The organism is Flavicella sp., from assembly GCF_029238425.1.
In the GTDB taxonomy this organism is placed as follows: Bacteria; Bacteroidota; Bacteroidia; order Flavobacteriales; family Flavobacteriaceae; genus Flavicella.
In genome coordinates, this window is sequence record NZ_JAQWGB010000128.1 from 1 (window position 1) to 14,442 (window position 14,442).

A 14,442-nucleotide genomic window follows, 5' to 3' on the forward strand; every position below is an offset into this window, starting at 1 on the left:
AAATTAAAGCAGCTTCATTGTTTTCTTTCAACTTCCTAATTCTCCAATCAGAATAGTAGTTCATATCCATACTAGAAAAGATTAAATAAAAAGATAAAAAATATTTATTTTTTTATTTTAGAAATACAAACCACCTCAAAAACAGCAAATCCCCCTATAAAAAAGGATATTTAATTTCTATAAAAAACATAAGTTACTCCCCTAAATTAACAGTAGAATAATTCAAGAAGATTTATAAGCATAGCCAATCATCAGGTTATTTTTAGAAAAACTAAACAAAGGTCTATCAACTCAAAATTCTAATTTGACTAAATTGCCACAACTAAAATTTATATTATGAAAAAATCAATCTTATTTACCTTCGCTTGTTTATTATTGGGTTTTGCAAATCTATCGGCTCAAAATTTATCTGGACTTTCCAAAAACCTATCGAGCTCATCGAGCCAAGCTCAGATGGAAGCGTTATTCAATCAACCAGAAACTCAAAAACAAATTGCTACTAAATTGAATGAAAGCACAGAATTGACAAACGAAGCAATCAATCACTTAAAAAACAACGAGGAGACGAAAAAAGAAATTTCTCAGGTAATTGCTAAAAACCCAACCTCAAAAAAGAAAGTAATGGATTATATAACTTCAAATCCTAAATTATTATCTACTGTAATGGGATATTTTAAAAGTAAACCAGAACTAATGGAAAAAGCCCTGAAACTAGTAGGGATGTAAAATAAAAAAAGGCTACTTAAATAAATAGCCTTTTTTTATTCAACAAATGACATAGGATTACACAACACCTTGGGCAAGCATTGCATCTGCAACTTTTACAAATCCAGCAATATTTGCACCTTTTACATAATCAACATATCCGTTTTCATCTTTACCATACTTGACACAAGCCTCATGAATATCTTGCATTATTTCTTTTAACTTTTGATCAACTTCTTCTCTTGACCATTTGAAACGTAAAGAATTCTGAGTCATTTCAAGTCCTGACGTTGCCACCCCACCGGCATTCGATGCCTTTCCTGGAGCAAATAATATTTTTGCTCTATGGAATTCATGTACTGCATCTGGAGTAGAAGGCATGTTTGCTCCTTCACTTACGCAAATACAACCATTTTTAATTAACGTTTTGGCATCCTCTCCATCCAATTCATTCTGAGTAGCACAAGGTAATGCAATGTCACAGACAATACTCCAAGGTTTTTGTCCTTCCATAAATCTAGCGGATGGATATTTTTTTACATATTCAGAAATACGGCCTCTCTTTACATTTTTCAATTCCATTACAAAAGCTAGTTTCTCTTCAGAAATCCCATCAGGATCATGAATACTTCCTGAAGAATCTGATAATGTTAATACTTTAGCTCCTAATTGAAGTGCTTTCTCTGCTGCAAACTGAGCTACGTTACCAGAACCTGAAACAACTACATTTTTCCCTTTGAAAGATTCATTTTGTTCTCGTAACATATCTTGAGCAAAATAAACATTTCCATAACCTGTAGCCTCTGGTCGAATCAAGGATCCTCCCCAACTCAAACCTTTTCCTGTAAGCACACCGGTAAATTCGTTTTTTAATTTTTTATAAGCCCCAAACAAAAACCCAATCTCTCTTGCTCCTACACCAATATCTCCAGCAGGAATATCCGTGTTTGGGCCAATATGTCTCGACAACTCACTCATAAAAGCATGACAAAAACGCATAATTTCTTTATCTGATTTACCTTTTGGATCAAAATCTGAGCCTCCTTTACCACCTCCCATAGGCAATGTTGTAAGGGCATTTTTAAATACTTGCTCAAAAGCTAAAAATTTAAGAATACTCATATTAACAGATTTATGAAAACGCAATCCCCCTTTATAAGGACCAATAGCAGAATTCATTTGAACACGATATCCTCTATTTACATGAATAATTCCTTGATCATCTACCCATGAAACGCGAAAAGTAATCACACGTTCTGGCTCTACCATTCGCATTAATATGTGTTGTCCTCTATATATATCTTGACTTTTAATATAAGGTATTACCGTATCAGCAACTTCCTGTACCGCCTGCAAAAATTCTGGTTGATTACCATCTCTCTGTCTAACTAGGTCCATAAATTCGTCAATTATTTCTTGCATAGTCTTTGTTTCTTTAATTTTATGTAATCCAAAATACAGAAAATATATTAACAAATATTGTAATTCCCGAATTTGTCGAATATTTAACTCTTCATTTCAAAATTTAAAAAATACTAGTCCATAATATTTGACTTATTTTTACGGCATGAACAAAAAACAAAATCAATCGTGTATAATAATTCTACTCATAATTTCTTTTTTATTATTTTTTGGTAAAATAAACTCCCCTGTAAAAGATCGTCATGCATGGGCAATGGCAGATCATTTTGCTATTAGCCTAGGATTTATTGACAATGGGTTCGATTTTTTTCATCCTAAAACATTTTGTCTAAATCCACAGTTTTCTGCAAATAAATTAGACAGTCAAAGGGATGTTTGGACTAAAACCATAGAAAATCCTCAAGGAATCACGGCCATCGATTTTCCAATTCATCATTATTGTATTGCCGTTTTAATGAAAATATTAAACACCAGAGAAACCTATGTTTTTAGATTATATATGTTGGCATTTAGCTTACTTGGTCTTTACTATTTATTCAAATCCGCGATAATAATTACTAAATCTTTCTATTTCAGTATTTCTATTATTTTATTCACTTTTTTATTGCCCTCATTTTCTTACTATGCTATTGGCTTTCTGCCCTCTCAAATAGGTTTATCTATTCTTTTTATCTCCCTGTATCATTTTCTCAAACATAAGCAGACACATAAGTTCAAATACTTTTTATACTTTTTGTCATTACTTACACTGGCATCATTAACTAGATTTCCATTCTTAATTTACATTATTGGCCTTTTATGTTTGTATTTATTTCTTGCCGTTCTTAATAAAAAAATTGAATGGAAAAAAATGAGTTTAAGTATAGCCGCTATATCCGTTGTGCTTCTTTATTTTTTTTATAATAAATACTACTTATCCGAAAACTTTGGGTCAAACTTCCTCAACTATCCATTGCCTGCCGATAGTCTTCAAAACTTCGTTGACTCCATAATTGGGACTTTTTACCATCAAAGCTGGAGGTACTTCACAATAGTCCATTATATTCTTCTGCTACTACTATTCACTTCGATATATAAAAATAGATCAAAGATTGACAAATCTATTTTACTAAAAGAAACTGTGATCTATTTATGTATTTGTAGCATCGGAATATCTATGTATATGTTTTTAATGATTCAACAGTTTGTTGCACATGAATACTACATGTTTGATACATTTTTACCAATATTAATATTTTGGATTCTAGTTAGTTCAAAATATTTAAAATTTAACTTCACAACTAAAAAAATCGCCCTAGTTTTAATACCTATGTTTATTTTTAATAAGGTTGTTTATCATTTTGGATACGCAGAAAGAATAAATGACCCCTTGGAAACTACTCGAAAAAATTTTCAACAAAGTGAAATAATTTTGGATAGCCTAGGAATACATAAAGAATCTAAAATTTTACTTCTTGATTCATACAGCCCTAATTTAGCTTTTATAAACATGAATAGGAATGGTTATTGCGTTATGACAACCTCAACAAGCAACATCACTAATTCGCTAAACTGGAATTATGATTACATCATTACTCAAAATTTCAGTTTTGACAAAGAGGTATTAAAATCATACCCAAATTTCAATAAAGAGACTTCGGTTCTTTATTCTAATGATAAGTTTACTATTCACACAAAAAAGTAGTACAGGTCTTTTGTTTTTTTTAAATTTGCAGCCTAATTTCAGATACAATGTTAGATAAAGTAAAAGAGCTGATTGGTGATGTAAAAGCGTTTAATGCTTCTACAAAAGAGGAGGTAGAACAATTCAGAATCCAATACCTAGGAAGTAAAGGGGTTTTAAAAGATCTTTTTAATGATTTTAAAGATGTGGAAAATCACTTGAAAAAAGACATAGGTCAAGCTTTAAATCAACTAAGGGGTGCTGCAACAGATAAGGTTAATGAACTTAAAAACTCTTTTGAAAACACTGCAGAATCAAAAAGTATTTATGGAGATTTAACACGTCCATCTGAACCTATCAACCTTGGAGCAAGACACCCAATATCTATTGTAAGAAATCAAATTGTTGAAGTTTTTGACAGAATTGGTTTTACTGTTTCTGAAGGACCGGAAATTGAAGATGATTGGCACAACTTTACAGCCTTGAATTTACCTGAATATCACCCAGCAAGGGATATGCAGGACACCTTTTTCATTGAAAAAGATCCAGATTTATTGTTAAGAACACATACCTCTTCAGTGCAAACTAGATACATGGAAAACAATACGCCTCCTATTCGTACTTTATCTCCTGGTAGGGTTTTTAGAAATGAGGATATCTCTGCAAGAGCACATTGTATTTTTCACCAAATTGAAGGACTATATATTGATACTGATGTTTCTTTCGCTGACTTGAAACAAACCTTGTTATATTTCACCAAAGAAATGTTCGGTAAGTCGAAAATAAGATTAAGACCCTCTTACTTTCCATTTACAGAGCCTAGTGCAGAAGTTGATATTTACTGGGGATTGGAAACTGAAACGGATTATAAAATCACAAAAGGTACCGGTTGGTTAGAAATTATGGGATGTGGAATGGTAGATCCTAATGTTTTGAAAAATGCCAATATTGACCCTACTAAATACAGTGGTTACGCTTTTGGAATGGGGATTGAAAGAATTGCTATGTTATTATACCAAATTCCTGATATCAGAATGTTTTATGAAAATGACGTACGTTTCTTAGAGCAATTTAAATCTGTTCTTTAATGAAAAAAGACATCATTATTCCAGAAGTGAAAGACGTATTTATGGCCATTGTTAAAGAATACAATGAGGATTTTAAATGTGACGATTGGAATGCCTATATCATAAATAACAAAGAGGTAGATCTTGATATGTTTTTGATAGTTTCTAAAGGAGATGAAGAAACAACTAAATTAAAAACATCTATCCTTAGAAAGAAAATAGACAAATTACCCGCTAAGTCCTATGCAAAAGTTGAGTACATCAACCCTGCTGTTCTGCGTCTTAACAACATATTTGATGTCACTTTTTTTGAAGGAACAAAAATGTTTGACAAAACATTCACTTTTAAAAAAGGAACCGTAAAAGAGGGTTCTTTAAGAATGATTCCTTTGTTAAAGAAAGAAGGCGTTCTTGTGAAATAAAACCTCCATAGGTTTATTTTAACTCAATGTTTACAGGTTTCTTAGGCAATCTTAATCAGATTACCTATCTTTATTTTTTATAACCCATTTTAAACTAAAGAATGAGACCCAACGCTACAAAATTATTTTTAAGTATACTTTTTGTTTGCTCTTCCATATCAAGCTTTGCTCAAAACAAAACTACTTTATATGTGGGTGGTTATACAAATGGTGATGCTAAAGGTGAAGGAATTTACACTTTTGAATTCAATAGTGAAACGGGAGCTTTAAAAAATCAAAAACTTGTTGCCAAAGCTACGAGTCCATCCTACCTTGCTATTAGCTCGGATAAAAAAACTATTTATTCTGTAAGTGAATCTAAAAACTATTTGAATTCTAATAGCGGTGCGATAGCGTCTTTTAAAGTTTTAGCTGATGGGATGTTAGAAAAAAATGCTGAAATCAGTTCTTATGGAGCCAATCCTTGTCATTTAAGTTTAAATTCTAAAGGGGATAAATTGGTTGTCTCTAATTATACTGGAGGTACTTTTAGTTTGTTTTCAGTACTTAAAGACGGACGTATCGATACCATACAACAGGTGGTAAACCTAAATAATGATAGCATCAAAGCACATACGCATTCTGCTCAATTCTATAAAAACGATTTGTTCATTGCCGACTTAGGAATAAACACTTTAGAAAGATATTCTTTTTCCGACACAATTTATACTCCTAAACAAACCATTACCATGGCTGAAAAAAGTGGTCCAAGGCATTTTGCAATGACTAAAAATGCAGATTTTATTTATGTCATTAATGAATACGGAGCTACTATTAGTACCCTACAGAATACGGGTACGGAATATAAAAAAATCAAAGACACTTCTACTTTAGGAGAAAACTACAAAGGGAAAAACTCTTGTGCAGATATTCATTTGTCTAGCGATGAGAAGTTTTTATATGGTTCTAATCGAGGAGAAAACACCATTGTTGTTTTTGAAAGAAACAAAAAAGATGGGTCTTTAAGAAAAATACAATCGATAAGCTGTCATGGTGACTGGCCAAGAAACTTTACAATTGGACCTAAAGGTAGTTTTTTACTAGTTGCGAATAAGAAATCGAGCAATATTGCGATTTTCTTAATCGATAAAGCAAGCGGAGAATTGACTTATATTTATGACGTAAAATCGCCAAACCCTACTTGTTTACAGTTTTAATTAATCCAAACAATCAGTCAGTAATTTAAACTGACGTTTTGGACTTCTTTTTAGATACACAATATTATAAACCGCATCAATGATTGGTGTATTTGCCTTGTACGTTTCGTTTAACTCAAATGCACTTTTTACGGCATAATACCCTTCCGCAACCATACTCATTTCCATCATGGCTGCTTTTACGGTATATCCCTTCCCAAGCATATTTCCAAACATTCTATTTCTACTAAAAGTAGAATAACCCGTAACTAATAAATCTCCTAAATAAGCGGAATTATTAATATTACGTTTCATTTTATGAACTTTCTTAATATAACCTTTCATTTCTCTAATTGCATTAGACATCAGAACGGCCTGAAAATTATCTCCATATCCTAAACCGTGTGCAATACCGGCTGCAATAGCATAAATATTTTTCAACATGGCTGCATATTCAGTACCAATAATATCATCTGATATTTTACATTTGATATAATCTCCAGATATCACCTCACTCAACACGCTCGCTTTTTCTTCATCCTGACAAGCAATAGTTAAATAAGATAAACGCTCCATAGCAACCTCCTCAGCATGACAAGGTCCTGTGATCACTCCAATATTTTCAAAAGGAATCTGATGTTGAATATGTAAATGCTCTCCAACAATCAATCCTGTTTCTGGTACAATACCTTTAATGGCAGAAAAAATAGTTTTATCCGTTAAATCTTCCGAAATTTTGGAAAGCTCAGACATTAAAAAGGCGGATGGAATGGCAAAAATCAATACATCAGCATACCTCACCATTTCATTGATATCATCAGACAAAAATAATTGACTTACATTAAATTCTGCTGAAGATAAATAATTAGGATTGTGCTTGTTTTCTTTAATATACTCAATAGAAGATTCAGAACGCATGTACCAACCCACCGTTGTAAGATTCTCACTTAGCATTTTTACAATTGCAGTAGCCCAACTACCACCACCAAATACTGCTACTTTTAAAGACTCACTCATATATTATTTCTATTATTGCAGAGACCAAAAATAAGAATTTTAATGCAACAAATCATAGCATTATCCGGATTCCTTAGTCCAATCTCTCTATTAAATATCACTATATTTGACCCAAATATAAAAAGGAATCATTGAGTACTTTCAAACGTTTTTTTAAAGACACTATAATATACGGTATTGCAGCTGTATTACCTAAAGCTATCAATGTATTACTTGTTAGATTACATACAAGTTCACTAACTCCAAGTGAATATAGTATCAATACAAGTTTTTATGTTTGGGCAGCATATTTTAATATTGTGCTTACCTATGGAATGGAAACAGCTTTTTTCCGTTTTTTTAATTCTGAAAAAGACAAAGGAAAAGTAATCTCCACCTCTTTTTGCTCCATTTTAGCAACGAGTATTTTTGCGCTTATTTCCTTATTAATTTTCAAAGACAGTATTTCAAGTGCTTTAGGGTTTTCAAATCCACTCTACTTTTCTTTATTGGTCTGGATTTCGATTTTAGACACCCTAATTGTCATACCGTTCGCATATTTACGTGTGACAGGTAACTCCAAAAAATACACTTTATACAGACTCTTGAATATTGGTATTTATACCATTTTCAATTTGTTGTTTCTTTGGTACCTTCCTAAAAACAACAGTCAAAATATTTTATTTCTGAAAAACTCCTTTGATCCGAATTTTAAAGAAGGATATATTTTTATTGCTAATCTGATTGCGAGTAGCGTAACTTTTATTTGCGTGCTTCCTTTAATTTTTAAATTTAAATTTTCTTTTGATAAAAGAATATTAGTAAAAATGCTTCAGTATTCATGGCCTATCCTGATTGCTGGCTTGGCGTATACGACTAATGAAAATTTAGATAAATTAATTCTTGAAGATTGGCTTGGAAAAGAAATTATGGGGGCCTATGCAGGGGCCTATAAAATAGGAGTTATCATGTCTTTATTTATCATGGCTTTCAGACTTGGAGCAGAACCATTTTTCTTCAATCAAGCGGGTAAAAAAAACGCACCAAAAACCTATGCCATTATTTTAAAATGGTTTGTAATTGTCGGCGCTTTATTTGTTCTAGCAATTGTTTCTTATGTGGATCTTATCGCCTCTATTTTCTTGGGCAAAAAAGAATATTATCAAGCAATTTCAATTGTGCCCTTGATTCTTATCGCAAATTTGTTTTTAGGAATCTATAACAACCTTTCCATTTGGTACAAGCTTACGGATAAAACAAAATATGGAATGTATATCTCAGTATTTGGAGCAGGAATAACCGTTGCAATGCTTTATATCCTCGTTCCTAAAATTGGATTTATAGGAGCCGCTTGGGCCACTGTAACAGCCTATGGAAGTATGCTGCTTATCTCTTATTTAATGGGACAAAAACATTATCCGGTTCCTTATGATGTTACGAGAATTTCTATCTATTTAACAACTACAATAGTACTCTCCACTCTATCTTTCAATTATTTCAAAGGAGCGTTTATCATCAATAGTTGTTTTATTCTAGTCTTTCTAATACTTATTTATTTGCTGGAACAAAAGGAATTAAGAAGTATACTGAATCCTAAATAATATTATTTTATGTGGATAGATTTTAAAACAGCTTCCAGCTCAAACATATAATCCCTTTTATTTACTGAAGGTGCATACACAAAACCTTCTACAACAATCCATCTATTATTTGCTACATCTTCAATAGCATAATTTAAAAAAGGTCCGGCCATAAAATCATTTAGAACCTCCCATTTCCCAAAAGTTGCATAACAAGGTAAATCGCCCATTTTTGTTTGAAAAACTCTAGGTGTATATAATTTTTCTGTAATCATATACATATTTTCTTTTCTCCCGGGAATATATTTTTTTCCAACCGTATCTCTCATCCTAGAAATAGTCTGCACCAACCCTTTTTTAGAAGCTGGCATAGGAATACTATATACCAAAATATTAGATGTCCCATCTCCTTTGGCAATACCACCAGACAGGTGTTGACGCATCCATAAAAACTCACCTGTATCATCCACTTTTTTGAAAAACCTTGGGATTGTCATCTCCAAACCTAGATCGTTTAAGGTTTTGAAAGAAGTTTCTCCATAAGCTTTTTTAACATGCGTTCTCTGTACATTTTCAATATCAAAATTCTTAAATGTGGTAATCATTTGTTCTTGATAAAGCTCCAACATCTCAATCAAAGCTTCGTCATTTGGAGCTGTTATTTTAACAATCTGCTGAGGCTTTGCATACACATTTTGCATCGACTGAAAATCACTAATAGAATCCAAATCTACTATTAAAACATTTCTACTTGCTTTGAACATCTTCCCAAAAGAAGACTCTGCAACATGAGAAACATCAAACTGATTTTCTTGCTGTGGCATCCCCAAAACTGGAGTCATGATAATATCTTTTAATTTATCCCCAACCTCACCATTCCACTTACTGTTGTCCATAACGATCAACACATGATTCATTCTACCATTGGAATCTAGGAAAACTCTTTTTTCTTCTTTTTTCGACTCACAAGCTGTAAACAAAACAACAAGACTTAATGCTAAAAATATATTTTTCATAGATAGATTCGTTTGATATTATTTAGATTTTATAGAGAATAATTTTTTTCCCAGGAGTGATGCTGTTTCCATCCCAAATTCCGTTCCATTCTTTAATTTGTTGGACAGTAATTTTTTCGTACTTCTTAGAAATACTCCATAAAGAGTCTCCTTTTTGTACAATATATTCCATTCGCTTTCCATTTGCTGGAATTTTTTTCTCTATTTTTTTGGAAGAAGATGAAGACTTTGAAACTGTAAAATTCAATTTTTTAGGATATATCGTCAAACGTTGCCCAACTTTTAAATTTGAGGTTCGCATTCCATTCCATTTCTTAATATCTGAAACCCGTACACCATAGTTATTTGCTATTTTCCCTAAATAATCTCCACTTCTAACGGTATATCGAATTCTTTGATTCATTTCAAAATACTGTGGTAAAGGCTTTTCTCTCTCTGCAGCTTCCTTTGCTGCCAAAGCGTATATTTCTTTTTCCATTGCAACAAAATCTCCTGCGGTTTGCATCGGCAATCGCACTGCATAATTCTTGCCTTTCACAAAAGGAATGATATCTAACTTATACTCAGGGTTCAAAAACTGCAACATCTCGTTACTTACGTTCAGCGTTGCATTCAACTGCTCAAAAGTTAGGGGACTTTTCACTCTAATCGTATCCGTTGCAAAATGGTGCACCATAGGAGTCAAAGGGGCGATTTTATGTTCCTTAGCATATTCAAAAATATACATATTGGCGTAAAAAGCAGGTAAGTAACCAGCAGTTTCACTAGGCAAAAAAGGTCTAATATTCCAGTAATTCCTATGTCCACCCGACCTTCTGATCGCTTTGGAAACATTTCCAGGCCCAGAATTATAAGCGGCAAGCGCCAAATCCCAATCGTTAAAAGTTTTATACAACACCTCAAGGTATTTACAAGCGGCTTCGGCCGACTTTACCGGGTCTTGTCTTTCATCAACATAAGAACTTATATTCAAATTGAATTGCTTTCCGGTTTGATACATAAACTGCCACATTCCCGTAGCTCCTACCCATGATTTTGCTCTTGGATTCAATCCAGACTCTACCACCGCTAAATATTTTATTTCCAGTGGAATATCGTATTTATCTAAATAGGACTCAAACATTGGAAAATAATACAATGCCCTTGCCATCATTTTAGGATAATACTTAGAACGTGTTTTTAAATAATATTTGATCAAACGCTCCAATTCAGGATTGTACTCTAAGTTAAAAGGTGTTTGTTCATTCAGGCGTTCCAAACGTTCCCTTAAAAGTTCTGTCGTCAGTTCTACATCATTGATAGAAACCTTTTTCATGTCCCCATCAAAAGCAACGGGTAAGGCATCGTATAAAGGAGAACTGTACATGGTCTCTAACCACAAACTATCTATGACTACAGGATGGTTTACAGCTACCTCGTTTATAATAGTATCCTTTACTACCGAAACCTCAACCTTTATAGAGTCTTGAACAACTGTAATAGAATCTGTTTTCTTTTCTTGTCCATGAGACAAACTGATACAAGCAATCGCAAAGAAAGCTGTAAGTACTCTAATCGGTTTCATTGGTGATATATATAATAATTACTCTGTAAGTAATTTTGCGATTTCATCTAAATTAGGAGACAAAATAATTTCAATTCTTCTGTTTTTAGCCTTTCCTTCTTTAGAATTATTACTTGCTACAGGAACATATTCTCCTCTACCAGCAGCTGTAATTTGCTTTTCGCTTACGTTCGCATCCTCAAGAATTCTAACAATAGCAGTTGCACGCTTCACAGACAAATCCCAGTTATCTTTTATCACCGGTCCGTTGAAAGGATCATTATCTGTATGTCCTTCAATTAAAACACTAATATCAGGATTGTCTGACAATACTTTGGCTAATTTTCTAACTGCTTGTTTTCCATTTTCTCCAACAGCCCAGCTTCCTGAGTTGAACAACAATTTGTTCTCCATAGAAACATATACTTTTCCATTTTTATTGACAATTGTCAATCCTTTTCCTTCAAATCCTTTTAAAGCATTCGCAACTGTATTCTTCAAGTCTTGCATCGCCGCTTCCTTCTCTGCAATTAACTTCTCTAATTCGTCAATTCTACTAGAACGAGCAGAAAGTTCTCCTTCTAATTTTCTCAATCTAGCACCTTCTTCCATCAACTTTGTTTCTTTTTCATCTAATTGAGAAAGTAACTTTCTGTTTTCAACTGCATTTTGCTCCAAGGCAGTAGAACTTTTGGAAGCCAACATATCATAGGTTTTTTTCAATTCTATGTATGAATTTCTCAAGGCATCCGCTTCTCTCTGTGAAGCTTTATTTTTTTGCAACAAATCCGTTTGTTTTGCCTCTAACTTTTTTATGTAGTCGTCATTTTTATTTTTATTCAATTGTAATTCATCATTCTGAACCAACAATTCCTTTTTTTCATCTTTTAACTGATTGTATTTATCTTCTAAATCGACAAAAACTTTTTTTGACACACAAGATACTGCCAGTGCAGCTGTTAAAATACTTAGGGTGATTTTTTTAAACATCTTATTTATTTTTTTAATTCTACAACAATTGGGCAATGATCAGAATGTTTAGCTTCTGGTAAAATATATGCTCTTTCCAATCTATCTTTCAGAGTCTCGGTTACCAAATGATAATCTATCCTCCATCCTTTATTATTATTTCTAGCATTCGCTCTATAACTCCACCAACTATAATGGTCAGGCTCTTTATTAAAAAACCTAAAACTATCTATAAAACCAGTATTGATAAAAGTGTCTAGCCATACACGCTCCTCTGGCAAGAAACCAGAAACACCTTTCATTTTTGGGTTGTGGATATCTATTTCTTCATGACAAATATTGTAATCTCCACAAATAATTAAGTTGGGAACTTCCTTTCTCAATTCCGTAACATATTCTTGAAACTCATCCATAAACTTAAATTTGAATTCAAGTCTTGCCGAATTGGTACCAGAAGGCAAGTACAAACTCATAATAGAAACCGTATCAAAATCAACTCGCAAATTCCTTCCTTCAAAATCCATAGATTCAATTCCGGTTCCAAACACAATATTGTTCGGTTTTTCTTTGCATAAAATTGCCACGCCGCTGTATCCCTTTTTCTGAGCAGAGTACCAATAATTATATGAATATCCAGCCTCTTCAAAAACACTCAAATCCAATTGATCTTCTTGCGCTTTTATCTCCTGTAAACATAAAACATCTGGGTTTGCCGCTTTCAACCAGTCGATAAAACCTTTTTTAAGAGCCGCTCTAATTCCGTTTACATTGTATGATATTACCTTCATTGTAGTATTATAAATTCTGATATCTATTTCTTAATTCTTTGCGCTTTACTTTTTTCGAAGCAGTGCGAGGCAAGTTATCAATTTTCACTAAATCTATCACTTTGAACAAAGGATTTAATTTTGTTTTGATACAGTTTTGTACTTTTTTTAACGCTTCTTTTCTCTCAATAGTATTCTGAGCGACAAAATAAACAACCAAAGCACTAGGCCCTCCAATCTTTGGAGAGACGGCAATTGCAGCACATTCCTTTATAAAACTTAAGGTATTTAAAATCGATTCAATTTGAACAGAGCTCACTTTGATCCCGCCCAAATTCATGGCATCGTCTACTCGTCCGTTAGCTTTATAATAACCATTGCTCAATCTGCACAAGGCATCCCCATGTTTTCTAAGTATCTTTCCTTTATACTTAGGCACACTTTTAAAATAAACTTCGTGGTGATTTCTATTTAACAATTGAGTGGAAAGTCCTAAAATTGGAGGAATTATAAAAACTTCCCCTTCTTCACTTTCTTTCCCATTTTCATCCAACAAAACAAATTCTCCTCCTAAAGTTTGGGTTGAAAATTGACTTGGTATATTCTTTTGCATAATAGTACTCGCAATATAACCACCCCCAACCTCAGTTCCACCACAGTACTCAATGATAGGCTTTCCTCCCCCTAACTCCATTAGATATTCCATTTCTTCCGGATTAGAGACTTCTCCCGTAGAACTGAAACATTGGATCGCATTCCAATCAAATTCCTCCATCACTTCAGTCAACTTCCAAGCATTTACAATACTCGGTACCAATCCTAACATGCTTACTTCTGCCTTTTCTACAAATTTCCCAAATCCCTTTTCTAAGGGACTCCCAGAATACAAAGCCACAGTTCCCTTATTAATCAACGCAGCAAAAACCAACCAAGGCCCCATCATCCATCCTAAATTCGTAGGCCAACAAACCACATTCCCCTTTTGAATATTATGATGGTAAAATCCATCACTGGCAGATTTTATGGGTGTGGTATGATCCCATGGAATTGCTTTGGGTTCCCCTGTTGTTCCAGATGAAAATAAAATAGTCGAAACGAAATCTGGTGATACTTTAAC

Annotated in this window: 13 protein-coding genes; 6 read left to right on the forward strand and 7 right to left on the reverse strand. The window is 33.2% G+C overall.

All coding sequences use genetic code 11. From position 1 onward, the window contains the following. Positions 1-336: 336 nt before the first annotated feature. Positions 337-726, forward strand: coding sequence for a hypothetical protein (locus P8H68_RS09520; RefSeq protein ID WP_300324055.1), 390 nt, complete (start codon positions 337-339; stop codon positions 724-726). A gap of 57 nt (positions 727-783) precedes the next feature. On the opposite strand, the gene gdhA is transcribed toward P8H68_RS09520, so the two are convergent. Continuing rightward, positions 784-2,127, reverse strand: coding sequence for an NADP-specific glutamate dehydrogenase (gdhA, locus tag P8H68_RS09525; RefSeq protein ID WP_300324058.1), 1,344 nt, complete (start codon positions 2,125-2,127; stop codon positions 784-786). 145 nt (positions 2,128-2,272) lie between these two features. Between gdhA and P8H68_RS09530 the strand changes: the two genes are divergently transcribed. From P8H68_RS09530 to P8H68_RS09545, 4 genes are all read left to right on the forward strand, one after another. Next, complete coding sequence (locus tag P8H68_RS09530) at positions 2,273-3,811, forward strand: hypothetical protein (protein WP_300324061.1); 1,539 nt, start codon at positions 2,273-2,275, stop codon at positions 3,809-3,811. Positions 3,812-3,858: 47 nt separating this feature from the next. Then, positions 3,859-4,878, forward strand: coding sequence for a phenylalanine--tRNA ligase subunit alpha (gene pheS / locus P8H68_RS09535; RefSeq protein ID WP_300324064.1), 1,020 nt, complete (start codon positions 3,859-3,861; stop codon positions 4,876-4,878). Further along, positions 4,878-5,279, forward strand: coding sequence for a hypothetical protein (locus P8H68_RS09540; protein ID WP_300324067.1), 402 nt, complete (start codon positions 4,878-4,880; stop codon positions 5,277-5,279). Before pheS ends, P8H68_RS09540 begins: the two co-directional genes overlap by 1 nt. Before the next feature lie 101 nt (positions 5,280-5,380). Beyond that, entirely contained in the window at positions 5,381-6,475 is a 1,095-nt protein-coding gene (locus P8H68_RS09545) for a lactonase family protein (RefSeq protein WP_300324070.1), read from the forward strand. Here P8H68_RS09545 and P8H68_RS09550 read toward each other — a convergent pair whose 3' ends face one another. Further along, positions 6,476-7,471 carry an NAD(P)H-dependent glycerol-3-phosphate dehydrogenase gene (locus P8H68_RS09550; protein ID WP_300324073.1) on the reverse strand — a complete coding sequence of 332 codons (996 nt, stop codon included), beginning with the start codon at positions 7,469-7,471 and terminating at the stop codon, positions 6,476-6,478. Between the two features lie 131 nt (positions 7,472-7,602). Between P8H68_RS09550 and P8H68_RS09555 the strand changes: the two genes are divergently transcribed. After that, complete coding sequence (locus P8H68_RS09555) at positions 7,603-9,051, forward strand: oligosaccharide flippase family protein (RefSeq protein ID WP_300324076.1); 1,449 nt, start codon at positions 7,603-7,605, stop codon at positions 9,049-9,051. 2 nt (positions 9,052-9,053) lie between these two features. Here the strand turns inward: P8H68_RS09555 and P8H68_RS09560 are convergent, their stop codons facing one another. From P8H68_RS09560 to P8H68_RS09580, 5 genes are all read right to left on the reverse strand, one after another. Beyond that, entirely contained in the window at positions 9,054-10,046 is a 993-nt protein-coding gene (locus P8H68_RS09560) for a DUF4837 family protein (RefSeq protein ID WP_300324079.1), read from the reverse strand. 22 nt (positions 10,047-10,068) lie between these two features. Beyond that, positions 10,069-11,610, reverse strand: coding sequence for a lytic transglycosylase domain-containing protein (locus P8H68_RS09565; protein WP_300324082.1), 1,542 nt, complete (start codon positions 11,608-11,610; stop codon positions 10,069-10,071). An 18-nt stretch (positions 11,611-11,628) separates the two neighbouring features. After that, positions 11,629-12,579: an OmpA family protein gene (locus tag P8H68_RS09570; protein ID WP_300324084.1), complete on the reverse strand. Its 951-nt coding sequence runs from the start codon at positions 12,577-12,579 to the stop codon at positions 11,629-11,631. 5 nt (positions 12,580-12,584) lie between these two features. Continuing rightward, positions 12,585-13,346, reverse strand: a complete 762-nt coding sequence (locus P8H68_RS09575) for an exodeoxyribonuclease III (protein ID WP_300324087.1) — start codon at positions 13,344-13,346, stop codon at positions 12,585-12,587. Between the two features lie 7 nt (positions 13,347-13,353). Then, positions 13,354-14,442 (reverse strand): AMP-binding protein (locus P8H68_RS09580; RefSeq protein ID WP_300324090.1); only part of this gene is annotated, 1,089 nt, incomplete at its 5' end.

Coding starts and splice junctions, on each gene's coding strand:
- P8H68_RS09540 (WP_300324067.1), top strand. CDS start 4,878: ATGAAAAAAGACATCATTATTCCAGAAGTGAAAGACGTATTTATGGCC.
- gdhA (WP_300324058.1), bottom strand. CDS start 2,127: ATGCAAGAAATAATTGACGAATTTATGGACCTAGTTAGACAGAGAGAT.
- P8H68_RS09560 (WP_300324079.1), bottom strand. CDS start 10,046: ATGAAAAATATATTTTTAGCATTAAGTCTTGTTGTTTTGTTTACAGCT.
- P8H68_RS09575 (WP_300324087.1), bottom strand. CDS start 13,346: ATGAAGGTAATATCATACAATGTAAACGGAATTAGAGCGGCTCTTAAA.
- P8H68_RS09565 (WP_300324082.1), bottom strand. CDS start 11,610: ATGAAACCGATTAGAGTACTTACAGCTTTCTTTGCGATTGCTTGTATC.
- P8H68_RS09550 (WP_300324073.1), bottom strand. CDS start 7,471: ATGAGTGAGTCTTTAAAAGTAGCAGTATTTGGTGGTGGTAGTTGGGCT.
- P8H68_RS09520 (WP_300324055.1), top strand. CDS start 337: ATGAAAAAATCAATCTTATTTACCTTCGCTTGTTTATTATTGGGTTTT.
- pheS (WP_300324064.1), top strand. CDS start 3,859: ATGTTAGATAAAGTAAAAGAGCTGATTGGTGATGTAAAAGCGTTTAAT.
- P8H68_RS09545 (WP_300324070.1), top strand. CDS start 5,381: ATGAGACCCAACGCTACAAAATTATTTTTAAGTATACTTTTTGTTTGC.
- P8H68_RS09570 (WP_300324084.1), bottom strand. CDS start 12,579: ATGTTTAAAAAAATCACCCTAAGTATTTTAACAGCTGCACTGGCAGTA.
- P8H68_RS09530 (WP_300324061.1), top strand. CDS start 2,273: ATGAACAAAAAACAAAATCAATCGTGTATAATAATTCTACTCATAATT.